The organism is Candidatus Krumholzibacteriia bacterium (assembly GCA_029865265.1).
GTDB lineage: Bacteria > Krumholzibacteriota > Krumholzibacteriia > WVZY01 > JAKEHA01 > JAKEHA01.
The window spans coordinates 106873-122369 of the sequence record JAOUHG010000004.1; the positions used below are offsets into that span (position 1 = coordinate 106873).

Below are 15497 nucleotides of genomic sequence, written 5' to 3' on the forward strand. Positions count from 1 at the left end.
GAAACGCGGTATGACCGTGCGCCCGGGCTGGCTGGTGGTGGCGGCGCTCGTCGCCGCGGGCTGCGCGTCGCTCGCGCCGCGCTCGCGCATCGCCGGGCCGGTGTCGGAAGGCGACGGGGTGCGCTTCGTGTACTTCGCGCCCACGGCGCACCGCGTGCAGCTGGCCGGCAGCTGGCCCGAGAACAACTGGGCCCGTGGGGACGGGTCGGTGGGGGAGGCCAACATCGGCCTGATGGCCGACGACGATGGCGACGGGATGTGGGAGATCACGGTGCCGCTGCCGGAGGGCCGGCACCAGTACCTGTTCTGGGTGGACGAGGCCACCTGGGCGCTCGACCCGGGCAACCCCGTACAGGTGGAGGCCGGACCGGCGGGGCGGGCCTCTGAGGTTGTTCTGGTGGCGCGAGGCGCCGAAATGGAGATCCGATGAAATCCGGGGTGGTGTTTGCGATGTTCGTCCTGGTGTTGGCTGGTTGCGCCGGTCCCAAGCCGCCGCCGCGTACCGGCGGGCCGGAACTGGTGGGCGGCGGGGCGCTGTTCCGCTACCGAAACTCTGATGCCAAAAAGGTTTACCTCGTTGGGGACTTCAACGACTGGGCCCCCTCCACCGACCCCATGACCGACGAGAACGGTGACGGGGAATGGACCCTTTTCTACCCCCTGGGGCCGGGCCGCTACGCCTACAAGTTCGTGGTCGATGGCCGCTCCTGGATTGCCGACCCCACCAACCCGGAGACGGAGGCGGACGGCTTCGACGGCTGGAACTCGGTGCTGGTCATCCCCGAGCTGACCCCCTGATCGGGGTAATTCCCCCGGATTCCGCGTCGGGGTGTGGGGTTTCCGCTGATTCCTCGTGGGGTATTGCGCGCGGCGGCGGGTGCTGGTAGCATAGTAGTTAATCAACCCACAGCTCCAAGGGGCCGCCGCGGTGTGAGTTTGCCCGCCATGGTTGCCCAGGTGCCGGGCCTGCACGCGCGGGGCATGGGAGTTGCACGTTTGCCCTTAGGAACGTTCCGCCCCCACCCCGGTATTTGCAGATGCTCCCGTCCGTGAACAGGAATTTTGACGCAATGAACCTCCCCCGCCTCCCGCGCGTCATCACGCTTGCGGCCACGCTGTCACTGGCGTGGGCGGGCGTGCCCGCGGCCGCACCGGGCAGCGGCACGGCGATTATATCTCCCACCACGATTGCCGCGGGTTCGAGCGGGACGTGGACGATCACCTATACCGCGACTGAGCCCTTCAAGGACGGCACGGTGCGGCTCACGATCCCGGCCGGATGGACGGCCCCGCAGAATGGGTCCCCCGTCAGTCCCGGCTACGTGTCCGTCTCCACCAACGAGCCAACCGGGAACCCGAGTTTGGCCCTCGGCGGCTCCCTCATAACGGTAACGGTCGACACGCTGACGGCGGCCAACACGATCACGATCACCTACGGTGTGGGTCCAACCGGCCTCGCACAGGCCGCCACCAACGACAGTACCTATACATTCGAAATCGCGTCGGACCCGGCGGGCACGGCGACGGCGCTGATTGCGACTTCGCCCACCGTGCAGGTGAACCCTGCCGCGCCGGCCTATTTGACCGTTGCGCCCGACGACACCACGGTGACGGCGGGTGACTTCGCACACTACCGGCTCTTCGTCTTCGACACCTTCGGCAATCGATCGCCGCTTCCCTCCAGTCGCACCGTCAACTTCTTCCCGACCCACGGGCAGTTCTATCTCACCGATGACGCAACGCCGATCGGCAGCGTGGTGATTCCCGCGGCGCAGAGCTCGGTCGAGGTTCACTATCGCGCGACGCTTGCCACCACCGGCACCCCGCACCAGCTGGGGGCGCTGACCCTGACCGGATCGCCGCAGCTGGGCGGCTCGGCCGATGTCTCCGTGGTGGCGGGGCCGCTGAGCACGGGCAACTCGCTGATCTCGGCGACCACACCGGTGGTTGCCGACGGGATATCGCAGAGTTCGGTGGAGGTGACCTCGCGCGACGCCTTCGGCAACCCGCGACAGGGGGATACGGTGACGCTGGGCGTCGACGGCAACGCGGATCCGACCGACCCGGGCCCCACGACCGATGGTAACGGCAAAACGTCGGGTGTGGTGACGGACGAAACGGCCGAGACGGTCACGGTGTCGGCCTTCATCAACGCACAACTCATCGCGGCGACCGCACCAATCGACTTCGTCGCCGGAGGTGTGAGCGGGGTCACCAGCACGGTGGACGCCACCACGCCGGTGGTTGCCAACGGGGTGGCGACGAGTACGATCACGGTGACTGCACGCGATGCGCAGGGGAACCCGGTTTCCGGTCAGGTCGTGACGCTGGCCCTCCTGCCCACCGCCAACGCGGTGCTGACGCAGCCGGGCGGCGTCACCAACGGGCTGGGCCAGGTGACGGGAACGCTCACCAGCACGGTGCCGGGGCCGCGCACGATCACGGCGGTGATTGGTGTGACACCGCTGATTGACAACGCCGTCGTCAATTTCAACTCGGGGCCGCTGGCGAGCTTCCAGTGGACCGAAGTGGACGGAAATGCGGTGGCGGGGGTTGCGGAAACGGTGCGGCTCACGGCGAAGGACGCGCTCGGGAACACGGTCACCGGTTACACCGGAACGGTGACACTGACGGCGTCCAGTGCGGGTTCGGGAACCGTTGCCTGGGCGTCGCTGGGCATCAACTCAACCGTACCCGCCGGGAACAACACCGCAACGTACACCTTCGCTCCGGGTGACAACGGGACCCTGCAACTCAGCGTTACCGATACGCGCGCGGAGTCGATCCAGTTGACCGCGACGGATGGCGTTCCCACCGGCACGTCCGCGTCGATCCTCGTTGGCGCGGCCACAGCGGACAAGGTGGTGTTCGATGCGGGTAACAACCAGAGCGCCACGGTGAACACGTCGGTAGGAACCCCCCCGCGGGTCCTGGTGACCGACTTCTACAACAACCCGGTGGCGGGAGCGACGGTGACGTTCCGCGTGATCACAACCGTTACCGGCGTCGGGAGCGTCGATGTGACGGCGGGCGGCGGGGTGGATTCGACGGGGACGACGGATGCAGGTGGCTATGTTGACTGCGATGTCTGGCGAATGGGGATCAACGCCGGGAACAACCGCCTGCGTGCGCTCATTTCGTCGGGCAGCGTACCAGGTTTCACCTTCAACGCCACGGGCACGGCCGGAGCCGAGAACACGCTCAGCCTTTCTCCCCCCAGCCAGAGCGTCACGGTGGGGGCATTCCAGGTTGTCACGGCAACGCTTACCGACGCGTTCGGCAATCCAAAGCCCAACACGCGCGTCGACATCGCGATCACCGCCGCCAACGGGGGCACGCTCGAGGCGGATCCAGGGCACACGACGACCCAGCTCAGTCCGACGGCACGCTGGGGCAACACCGACGCGGCAGGCGTCACGACGGTTCGCTTCCGCGCGCCGTCAACCGCGGGCCTTCCCAATACTGTCGATGCATCGACATCTGTTATCGGCCAGGGGAGTGTCGCCGATGTGGTGTACACATCGTCCGCCAGCGGTGCCACCAACCTACGCATCACGTTCCAGGGGGCGTCGACGGCCGCCGCGGGCACCTCCATCGAGTTTCTGGTGGAGGCAATCGATGGAAACCAGAACGTCGATGTCACCAACACGTCGCAGGTCAATCTGACGCCCCAGGTTGGCAGTACGCTCGCCTTCAGCCTCGACGACCTCACATTTGAGACCACGCAGTTCAATCTGCAGAGCGGCGCGCGCACCATTTATGCGCGGGCGACGATGGCGGGGGATTGGAACATCACCGTCGATGGCAGCGGCCTGGGACCCGATACCAAACAGGTGTCGATTACCGACACGGGTGCCATCGACCACTACGTCGTGACCACGGTGCCGTCGGTGGTGGCGGGTGTCACCTTCGACGTATCCGTGCAGGCGCGGGACGTCTACGACAACCTCGTGGTCGGTGCCAACAACGTCGTGAACCTCGTAGCCATCGACGATGTTACCACCAACCCTGCGCTCTCAACGCTGCTAGTCGCCCAGACCACGCTGTCCGGTGGCCTCGCCACCCAGGCGGAGACTTACACCAGGGCTGAGTTGATGCGGGTGCGTGCGAGCGCTTCCGGCAAAGAGGGAATCAGCGGCGTTGTCAATGTGGCGGCTGCGCCGGCCTACCGCATCGCGAAGATCTCGGGCGACAATACAGGCGTCGCTGTTAGTGCCCCGCAGTTGCTCGAAGCGCAGGTGCTGGACGCGTTCGACAACCCGGTGGCCGGCCAGTCGGTGACCTTCGTGGTGATCGGTGGTGGGGGCAGCGTGTTGCCGGGAGCACCCAGCACTGGTGCGGCCGGCACCGCCCAGACCACACTTACGACGGGGAGCACGCCGGGCAACAACCTGGTCAAGGCGACGATTCTCGATGAGAACCCGGCCAGCCTGGAGCGCGTCGACTATCTGGTGGAGACCGTGCCGGGCGGGGTTGCGTACTTCACGGTGGTGCCCGCCAAGTTCAATCCGATTGCGGGCGAGGCTGTCAATCTCACCGTGACCGCGTTTGATGCCGAGGACAACGTTGTCTCGGACGACAACACCACCCAGATTCAACTCTCGTCGGGAAGTGGAACCGTCCAGTTCGGCGTGGCCACGGGCACGCTGGCGGCCGGGGTCTTCTCGACGACGGTAACGGACAACATCGCGGAGCAGTACACGGTGACGGCGGAGCTCTTCGGTGGCGGAGTGCCAACTGGGACAAGCGCGCCGGTTACCGTGGGGCATGCCCCGGCTTTTGCAGTCGTTTATGTGAGTGGTAACGCGAGCGGTGTTGCCGCCGGCTCGCAGCAGGTGCTGCAGGTGCGCGTGCGCGACGCGTATACCAACCCGGTGCCGGGTCAGCCGGTGACGTTCGCCGTGGCCAGCTCGCCGGGGGGCGCCACCATCACCGACGCGGTGGGCGATCCCAACGACGGCATCACCACCACAAATGCCGCCGGTCTCGCGCAGGCCACGTTGAACACCTCGGCTGTTTCCGGCACGAACCAGGTCAATGCGCGCATTCTGGACGGGCTGCCGCCCGACCACCTCGTGCCGTTCACCGTGGACACGAGTCCCAATTCGGCTACGACGCTGCGCATCACCTTCCTCGGTCCCACGACGGTGGCGGCCGGGCAGACGTCGTCGTTCAAGGTGGAGGCACTTGATGCCGGTCAGAACCTGGACACCTCGAACACCAGTCTGATCACGCTGACGCCGCAGACCGGGAGCAACCTCGACTTCAGCCTGTCTGATTTCGCCGGGGGTCTCACCCAGTTCAATCTGGTGGGTGGCACGCGCACGATCTATGTGCAGGGGACGAAGACCGGCTCCTGGAACATCACCGTGGATGACGGTCCGGGTGGCCTCGCGAGCGATACCAAGGGCATTACCGTCAACGACGCCGGCGTGGTGGACCACTACGTGGTCACGGCGCCGTCCAACGCCGTGGCGGGTGCCACCTGGAACGTTCTTGTCGAAGCGCGGGACGTGTACGACAACAAGGTGACGGGCGCCAGCAACCTGGTGAACCTCGCCGCGGTGCTCGCGTCGGACAGCACCAGTCTCGCCAGCTCCTCGCTGTCGGTGGGACAGGCAACCCTGACGGGCGGCTCGGTGGTCGTCAACGAGTTCTACACACGTGCGCAGGGAATCCGCGTGCGCGTGCGCGACGCGGGCAGCAAGGAGGGCTTCAGCGGGACGGTGCAGATCGGTGCGGCGATTGCCTACCAGGTGGTCAATGTCTCGGGCGACGGCATCGACATCGTGGCGGGCACCACTCGAACCCTGACAGGCAGAGTGGTCGACAGTTATAACAATCCCGTGCAGAACCAGACCGTGTCGTTCACCGCCGTGTCGGGTGGTGGTGACTTCGCCGGTGGCACTACGGCTCAAAGCGATATCAACGGCACGGTGGTCAAGGGCTTCAATACCGGGAATGTCGTTGGCATCAACGTGGCCCGCGCGTCGATTCTGGACGGGAATCCCATCGGCGTGGAGACGACGGACTTCACCGTGAGCACCAAGGCGGGGGCGCTCGACAACTACGAAGTGGTACCGGTCGATCCGCTCAAGATCAATCTCGTCGCCAACGAAACCACCAGTGTGATCGCCCGCGCGCGCGACCAGTACAACAACTACCGCATCCAGGACAATACCACCGTTGTGGGCCTGACAGCCACCGGGAGCGCCGTACTGGGTTCCGCGGGGGGAACCCTGGTGAACGGCGCGTTTACCACCACGGTCCGCGACGATGTGGCGGAGACGTTCACCGTGACGGCTGAAACGGGCCTCGATTCGGGAACCAGCAACCCCTTCACGGTGTCGCCTGGCCCGCCGTACCGTATCGTCAAAGTCACGGCCGATCCGGTGAATGGACTGCCGGTCGGATTGCAGCAGCCTCTTGTGTCCGAGGTGCGCGATGAGTGGAACAACGCCGTCGGCGCGGGTGTCAGCGTCACCCATCTGATAGTTCAGGCGCCCGATCCAAGTGCCTATCTGCGTGACGCGGTGGGCGACACCACCGACGGCATTACCACGACGGCGGCCAATGGGCGGGCGACGGCTCTACTGGGACCGGCCAACACGGCCGGTTTGAACCGCGTGTCGGCCACCATTCTCGATGGGAGCCCGTCGGGGCTCGAACGCGTGACGTACGACGTCAACACCGTGGCAGGTGGAATCGCGAAGTACCAGGTGACGATGGGCGCAACCAGCGCCACGGCGGGAACCGCGGTTTCGGTGAGTGTTCAGGCCCTCGATGCGAACGACAACCCGGTGGCCGACAACGGGACGCAGGTCGATCTGGCGGGGAATCCCGGCGCCGGGCTGATTTTCGCGGCAAACCCGCTTACGCTGAGTGGCGGCACGGCATCGACCACGGTGACGGCCAGCCTCGTGCAAACGTACGCCATTAAAGCGAGTTCGGTGCTGCAGCCCGCGGTGTCCGGCCAGGGTGCTTCCGTGGTCGTGTCGCCGGCCGCGCCCGCGGGCGTCATAACCGCCACGGCGACCGCGGACGTCATCACCGCCAACGGGAGCTCAGTAACGACACTCACCAGCAGCGTCATAAGGGATGCGTTCCTCAACCAGGTGCCGGCCGGCGGCGGGGTTACCGTGACGACGAGCGGTGGCGTGATTCTGGGCACACAGCCCAAGATCATCGGCGCCAACGGACGCGTCTCCTTCGACCTGCGCTCGTCGACCACGCCCGGTCCGGTGACGGTTTCAATGACCAGCGTGGCCGGAACCGCGTTCGGGCAGAAGGTCATCCAGTTTGCGCAACCGGTGGCGTTCAACACCAGTCAGGGGCCGGTGCCGTCCATCGTGAAGCCCGGGGACAATCTGCGCTTCCGCGTCGTCGTCGCCAACACCTCGAGCACGGCCGCCAACCTCACGACGGCCACCCGGTTTGCGTTTGCCGACGGCGTTCACACCTTCACTGCGTTCCTGGCGGCGCCGAAGACGGTCGCCGCCGCCGATACCGCGACGCTGGTGTTCAACAATACCACGCTGGACGCGGCGTTTGCGTCGGGCGCCTACACCCCGGTCGTCACGCTGATCGGAAACGACCAGTACGGTTCGGCGTTCAACGTCTCGAGCCCGCTGCCGCTCAATGCCGTGCAGGTTACAAGCATCGAGATCACGCTTATCAGCGCGCCTTCCCCGGTGAGCCGCGGCCAAACCCGCAACGTGAGCGTGAGCGTACGCAACAACGGCGCCACGCCGGCAAGTCTCAACAACCTGACCCTGTCGTTCTCGCCCGGTGTGGGCGTGTACACGCCGGGAACGCCTTCCCCGGCGCTTCCCGTCCAGATCGCGGCGGGGAATACCGCGACGGTTGTCATTCCGGTCACCATTGAAACCGCCTCGGGCCTCGGCACCGATCAGATCGACGCGTTTGCCGAGGCCACGGTGGGCGGACAACCCGTCACCGACGATTCGGCGGATCCGCATCCGTTGGGATCCTGGCAGATCGTTGCGCAGGCCAGCCTCGTGTATGCGCCGGGGTCGCTCACGCCGCCGGCGGCGTCGCGCGGCAAGTCCTACGGGTTCCAGATGGCGATTCAAAACACGGGCAGCGGCGTTGTCTCGTTGAGCCCCGCCCTTACCCGGCTTACCTTCACCGATGGCTCGCTCAATTTCTCAGCAGCGCCCGTGCAGGCTTACGCCATCCCCGGGGGCGCGACCCAGGTGCTGACTTTCGTCGACACGGCGATACCCGGCGGATTCGCCGCCGGGCCCGTCGACGTGGTTCTCGACGCGCAGGGCACGGACAATGGCGCCCCCTTCACCCAGTTGGTCTCGACAGCGGGCTCCGGCGACCAGTTGAACATCGTGACACCGGCGGTGCTCAGTGCCGTTGCGGGAACGTTGTCGCCGGTGCTCACGACACAGGGTGCCACGGCCACTTTCCAGGTTGCGGTCAACAACACGGGCGGGGCGACGGTGGACCTGTTCCCGGCGACGACGACGCTGTCCTTCACGGGATTCAACGCCAGCCTCGACCCGACCGGACCGACCTCAATCGGGCCGCTGGGAAACACGACGTTGCGCTTCATCGGCACTCCGGTCAGCGCGGGCAGCACGCCTCCGGGGAATTACTTCCCGCAGATCGACGTGGACGGCACCGAGAACGGGCTCGACTACGGTGCGTCGTTCGCGTCTCCCAGCAGCGTGAATGTCCAGGCGGCACCCGACATCCTGATTGCGGCCATCCTGCCCTCGCAGACCACCATCACCACCGATCAGGCGCGGCGCATCCAGGTGCGCATGGTGGTGCAGAACAGTGGTGGTGCGACGGTCTCATTCACGTCGGCTTCGATCCGCATGTTCAGCGGTGCGGTTGAGCGCACCGCGCAGTTCGGTATCGCGCCCCCCTCCGCCTTCCAGGGTGGTGGCAACCTGGCGCCCGCGTCGGTGGACACACTGCTGTTCCAGGTGACCGACGTCGCCGGCCCCATGTCGGCCGGCCCGCTGACCATCGAGGGGCTGCTGAACGTGGAGGACACCGCCACCAGCCAGCCGATCACCACCAACACCAGCAACGGCGGCAAGGGCGCGCTCAGCGTGCAGACACCGGCCACGATCAACATCCTAGCGGTCACGCCCTCGTTGCCCACGGTGACCGCGGGAATGGACCGGGATTTCACCATTCGCGCGCTGATCCGCAATGGCGGCCAGAGCGACGTGAATGTCAACGCCGCCGCGGCAACCCTGCAGTTCACCCCGCCGGGTGGCTGGGTGAGGACACCCCGCGCGACGCTCGGCAGCGGCAGCAACCTGCTGCAGGGCGGCGAGGTCGACACGCTCATCTTCGACGTGACCACCAGCGGCAGCGTGACCGGTATGGTCGGCATTGATGCCACCGTGGGTGGCACCGAGAGCAACAGCGCCCGCACGTTCAGCAACGCGTCGTCCGGTGCGGGCTCGATTGTGGTGCAGACGGCGGGGAACATCGTGGTCAGCGTCGTGTCGTCACGGGCGACCATTACCAGCGGCGCCAGCGTTCCCTGGACGCTCTCGGTGACGGTACAGAACACGGGCGGGGCGGACGTCAATCTCGATCTCGGCGCCGCGGTTCTGGTGAGCTTCGGCGACGCCACAACCCCGCCGGTTCCGTCGGTTCCCCCGGTGCTGGCGGGTGGCGGAACGCTGCTTTCGGGGGGCGAGACCGATCAGTTTGTGATCGGCGTGCCGGTGGCGGGTGTCTATGGAACGCTCGGGCCGCAGAACATGCAGGTGCTCGTCACCGGGACCGAACTCAACTCGACTGTCGACAAGTTTGATAGTGATGCGGCGTCGGTCATCGTGCAGGCCGCGCCGGACGTCGCGTACATATCGCTCACGCCGTCGCCGGTCGCCAAGGGTGTTTCGGTGCCATTCGCTGTCACCGTTCGTAATCCGGTTGCGAACGGCGCCACACTCACGCTCGACCCTGTCACCACCCGTCTGCAGTTTGCGGGTGGCGCCTTCGACGCGGGGCTGGCGGGAGGGCCGGTGACGCTGGCGGCGCTCGAGCAGAAGACGCTGCTGTTCAACAGCACGGTGGTGCCGGGCGGCATCCAGTCGGTGTCGCAGGACGACGCCGAGCTGATCTTGAATTGGACGGAGAACGGACGCTCCGGTTCCAACACGGTCGAGATCACCGACGGCGACATCGAGGTTCAGGAGGCGCCCGAACTGGGCATCGTGAGCCTGATTGCGAGCCGTGCCACCGTAACCGCCGGCCAGACATCCCCCACGTGGACCGTCGACATGGTGGTGCGCAACCTGGGCGGGCTCCCGGTGGACATCGATCTGGCCGCGGACTCCACCTACCTGGTCATGAATCTCCTGCAGGGAGGGCTGGATGTCTCCGACGAGTACACCATCGCCCAGCCCACCAAGCTCGAATCCGCGGGAGGCACGCTGCTCGGCCCGAGCCTCACCGACACGCTGCGGTTCACCGTTCAGCAGGCGGGCCTCACCGAGGGAATCGTGATCATCTCCGGGCTGGTCACCGGGCACGAGAACTCGACAGTGGTCATGGGTAACACCGACGCCGGCGGTACGGGCAGCTTCGAACTGCAGGCGCGGGGTGAGCTGGCAATCCGCAGCATCACGCCCGCCAGGACCACGGCGACAGTGGGGCAGACGTCGACCTACCGGATCCGCATGGCGGTGGAGAATACGGGTGGCGCGGCGATCGATCTCGATTTGACCAAGCCGAACACGGACCTCGGCTTCAGCAACTCCGGGTGGCTCACGACACTGGATGGGAATCTCGCCGGTGGCGGCGTGACGCTCTCCGGTGGAGAGGTCGATACGGTGACATTCACGGTTGATACCACCGGCGGGCCGGCCGGGGTGGTCACGATCAGTGGTGTCGTTGCCGGCGAGGAGACGAACACGGCCGCACCGAAGTTCGCTGACACCACGTCCGGCGGCACCGGGAGCATCACGCTGCAGGGTGCGGCCGCGCTCAGCATCATTAATGTTGCGGGGTCGCGGGCGAGCATCACCGAAAACACCGGCGTGCCGTGGACGATCGACGTGGATGTTCGGAATACCGGCGGCGCGATCGCACAGCTCAACCTGCCCGGCGGTGTCTCGGCCAGCGTGCAGGACGGGGCAGTTTCCTTTGCGCCCGTGGTCACCCTGCAGGGCGGTGGCAGCTCGCTCGCGCCGGGACAAACGGGCAGGCTTGTCTTCCAGGCCACGGCGAACGGCGCGTTCACCAGCTACGGCGCCAAGATCATCACCATCGATGTGAACGGTTCCGACACCAACAGCGGCGACCCGCTCAACGCCGCCAGTAACTCGGCGAGCATCCTGGTGCAGAAGGCACCGGTCCTGCAACTGGCCGGGTTCGACCCGTTCACGGTGACAAGCGGGGCCAACGCCCGCTTCAATGTGCGTGTTTCCAACCCGGATGCGGACGCCGCCACGGTTACGTTCGACCGCGGCAACACGCGCGTCCATTTCGCCGCGGGGGCCTACAGCGCGTTCCTCGACCTGAACAGCCCGGTGGCCATACCCGGCGGGGAAGACACCACCCTCGTCTTCGAAGACAAGACCGTGGTCTCGTCCATCCCGCTGGGCAAGTACGACTTCAACGCCAACCTGGCTTACAGCGCCAACGGGGTTCCGGTCACGTTTGCACCCTCACTGCTGGATACGCTCAGCGTGCAGGCGGCACCAACGCTTTCCATCGACCAGATCGAGGCCTCGCGGACAACGGTGACGGCCGGGCAGCAGGCGGACTGGACCGTCACCATGACGCTCCGCAACAGCGGCACGCAGCCGATAACGCTCGATCTCGCGCCGGCGGCCACGTACCTCACATTTGTTGCACCGGGCGCGCAGGTGGATGGTGGCTATCTGGTTATCCCCCCGCCGGGACTCCAGAACGCCGGCGGCGTGGTGCTTGGCGCCGGCCTCACGGACGTCCTGCTGTTCACCATCGACCAGACCGGCAGTCTCACCGGGCCGGTGACCATCAACGGACGCGTGCGCGGGCTGGTGGGCGGCGTCACCGAAGTCCTCGACGACACGTTCGACGGCGGCCGCGGGAATGTCAACGTGCAGAGCGCCGCGGCGGCGGCGATCACCGCCATTCGCGCCACCCAGCCCCGGGTGACCGCCGGGCAGTCGGCGGTCTGGGGCATCCGCGTGATCCTTGCCAACTCCGGTAGTTCCGCCGTGGACCTGGACTTCCCGGGGCTGGCCATTACCTTCGATGGCGCCGATCCTCCCACCGCGGGCTGGGGCGTGACCCCGCCGACCGCACTCCTCTCAGGCGGCTCTACGCTTGCGGGTGGTTCGGTGGACAGCCTGGTGTTCACGGTGGAAGTCACCGGCCCCGCAGGTACGCCGGCGGTCGGCGTGGAGATTCCATACATAGAGGTGAACACGCAGCAGGCGGACACGCTCCTTTCCGGGGGCTACCAGCCCGTGGTTGTCGAGACGCCGCCGTCGTTGCACATCCTTACCACCAACCTCCTCGCACCCAACGCGCCCAACGTGAATGTCGGGCAGGGCTACAGTGTGGCGGTGAACGTGGAAAACAGCGGCGGTGCGGCAGCGCGCGACGTGCAGCTCGAAGTGGAGTCGGGCAACGGCTGGAGCACCATCACCGGTGTGGCGCCCATCCCACTGGTGGGCGGGGCCGGCCAGACGGTGCTGGTGCCGATACCGGCCACGGCGGATACTGCCGGCCTGGATCTCCTGACCGCACGGATCGTTTCGGCGCTGGATGACAACTCGGGCGAAGCGGCACCCGTCGTGATCGATGGTGATACCACCGAGGCGGTCAATGTGCAGACACCGGCGCAGCTCACCGTCGTCCTTGTGAGCACGTCGCAGGCCTCGGTTACGCAGGGCCAGTCGAACCCGTGGAATGTGATCGTCACCGTGGAGAACGGCGGCGGCGCGGACCTCGATCTCACGGCGCCCACCAATGACGACCTGGTTTTCCGCCGTGGCGCGATTCAGAACGACTACTCGGTGGTCCCGCCGACGGCATTCGCCTCCGGCAACCCGGCCTGGCGCCTCGCCGGCGGCGCGAGGGACTCGCTCGTCTATGAGGTCGTGTCGACCGGCGCGCAGGTTGGCCTGGTCGACATCACCGCTCCGGTGGCGGGGACGGACCGCAACCAGCCCGCCAACAAACCGGCCGCGAGCGGTACCGCGCAGGTGACGGTGCAGCCCGCGGCCGGGCTGTCGATCCTCTCGACCGCGACCGTGGGGACCGTCAACCACGCGACCGCCAACCGCGACACGGTCAACACGAACTTTGCATACGAGATTCACGTGACCGTGCAGAATCTGGGCGAGGCGGTGGACAGCGTGCTGGTCAACCTGAGCACCGACCTGGCGTTGAATATGTCGGATATCCAGGCGGCGAGTTCCATCCGTCAGCAGATCGACGCCGATTCGCTGAAGACGTTCGTGTTTAATGTCACCTCGCCGAGTGTGTCGACGCCGCTCGAGACCTTCACCGCCACCATCGCAGCGGGTGTGGTATCGCGCAACTCCGGCCAGCCGGTGACGCCCCAGCCGCCCATCGATGCGACACAGGTGGTGGTGGCGCAGCGGCCGGCGAACCTGGTGACGACCCTGGCCATCACGTCGCCGCCGACGGCCGTTGGCGGTACCGTGAGCCCCGGCCAGCAGTTCCAGGTGACGGCGCGGGTCAACAACACCGGCCAGGCGCTGGTCGGCGGCGCCGCCGAAGTCGAGTTGACGCTCCCGACCGGGTTCACGACGACCGACAACACGACACGCCCGTTTGTCGCCAACCAGCCGGTGGTGTGGAGCATCACGGCACCCGGTGCGGAACAGCCGGCCGACACGTTCCTGTGCGCGATCACGACGCGGCCGATCGATGTGAATACGGGGCAGGTGGCGTCCGCGTCCGTCCCGAGCTCTGTTCTCCTGGTGACCGTCGGCAGCGGCGGCGGCATGACGTCGCCGACGGTGAGCATCATCGGCCCCACCGGGGCAATCGATGGCACCATCAGCGCCGGGCAAACATTCACCGTGGACGCGTCGGTGGTTGCGACGCTGGACACGGAGAATATCGTGGCGACGATTGCGTACCCACCGGGCTTCTCCGTGTCGGGCAGCCCGGACCGCGCCATGGGCAACGGAACCGGCGCCGCGGTTTCCATCAACCCCAAGTACACCGTCACCGCGCCGGCAGTACCCGGCGGCGCGGATATCTATGTCACCTTCGTTGGCACGGACGCAAACTCGGGCGATCCGGTGTCCGCGGTTGACACCCTCCGGGTGACCGTGGTGCCGGTTGCGTCGCTCTCCGTCAGCGCGGGCATCACCGGCCCGCCCGAGGCCACCGATGGAAGCGTGGGGGTGTCGACGCCATTCGTGGTCGAAGCGACGGTGGACAGCCTTGCGGGTACCGCCGGCGTCAGCGGACTCGCGACCATCAGCATCACGCCGCCCGCCGGCTACACCCTCGACGCGGGAAGCGCCATCGAAAACTTCACCGTCGGTGTGCCCGTGCAGTGGACCTTGCGCTCGCCAGCGATACGCACGCCGACGCCCGGTCAGATCCAGTTCCGCATCGAGACCATCCCGGTGGACGAGAACAGCGGCCAGACCGCGCAGGTGACCGCGCGCACGGCATCCATCGCCATTCTCACCGAAGGCGCCACCGTGGCCGTCACCGAGGTCTCAAGCGGCCTTGGCCTCAACGACGGGCCCGTGCCCGGGGGAACCGCCGGCATCAGCCTGCTCGGCCTGCGCATGGCGTACAACGCCTCCGACGCCAACGCGCCCGACGCGGCCATCGACAACATCGCCGTTACCGTGTTGGACAAGAACGGCCAGCCTCTGGGCAACAGCACCCTCGCGCAGACCCTCAAACGTCTCACCGTCGACCTTGGCGCGCAAACCTACGAGGTCGTCGATCCGTCCGCGAACCCCGTCATGGTGGATCTCACCGGCGGCGGCATCGACCGCATCATATTGCCGGACAGTTTCGTCACCGCCGTGGTCGGCGTCGACCTCGATGCGTCGCCGAAGGTAACCGAGTTCAGCGTGGGCATCCGCAACGGCGGCGTCACCGTGCGCGACACCGGCTCGGGCCAGAACCTCAGCATCACCGATGGCAACGGCAATGCGCTCGACGGGCAGATTACGTCGGATCCCTTGATCGTGCTCTCCTCGAGCTTCGAGGAGTACGTGCACAACTATCCCAACCCGTTCCGGGCCGGGACACAGTCGACCAGGATCACCTACCTACTCGACCAGCCCAGCGACGTGACCATCAAGGTCTACTCGATGACCGGCGAGCTGGTGTGGGAGGAGAGCATCTCTCGCAGCGATCCGGGCGGACAAGCCGGCGCGCAGGAGGCCGAGTGGGACGGCCGCAACGGCAGCGGGGAAGTCGTGCGCAACGGTGTCTACGTGTGCGTGCTCAACGCCGGATCCAGGTCGGCGAAGTTCAGAATCGCGGTGGCCAAGTGATGA

The 15497-nt window shown here is 66.6% G+C and carries 3 protein-coding genes; all 3 read left to right on the plus strand.

Translation table 11 applies throughout. The features are described from left to right. Positions 1–10 precede the first annotated feature (10 nt). The 3 genes from OEX18_03450 (at position 11) to OEX18_03460 (ending at position 15494) form a co-directional block, all read left to right on the plus strand. Entirely contained in the window at positions 11–430 is a 420-nt protein-coding gene (locus tag OEX18_03450; GenBank protein MDH4336315.1) for a hypothetical protein, read from the plus strand. Then, the gene (locus OEX18_03455) at positions 427–798 is read left to right on the plus strand and encodes an isoamylase early set domain-containing protein (GenBank protein MDH4336316.1); all 372 of its coding nucleotides are present in this window, start codon (positions 427–429) and stop codon (positions 796–798) included. Before OEX18_03450 ends, OEX18_03455 begins: the two co-directional genes overlap by 4 nt. Positions 799–1070: 272 nt before the next feature. Further along, positions 1071–15494, plus strand: coding sequence for an Ig-like domain-containing protein (locus tag OEX18_03460; protein MDH4336317.1), 14424 nt, complete (start codon positions 1071–1073; stop codon positions 15492–15494). Positions 15495–15497: the final 3 nt, after the last annotated feature.

Excerpts from the sequence above, each read along its gene's own strand:
- OEX18_03450 (MDH4336315.1), top strand. The coding sequence starts at position 11 with ATGACCGTGCGCCCGGGCTGGCTGGTGGTGGCGGCGCTCGTCGCCGCG.
- OEX18_03455 (MDH4336316.1), top strand. The coding sequence starts at position 427 with ATGAAATCCGGGGTGGTGTTTGCGATGTTCGTCCTGGTGTTGGCTGGT.
- OEX18_03460 (MDH4336317.1), top strand. The coding sequence starts at position 1,071 with ATGAACCTCCCCCGCCTCCCGCGCGTCATCACGCTTGCGGCCACGCTG.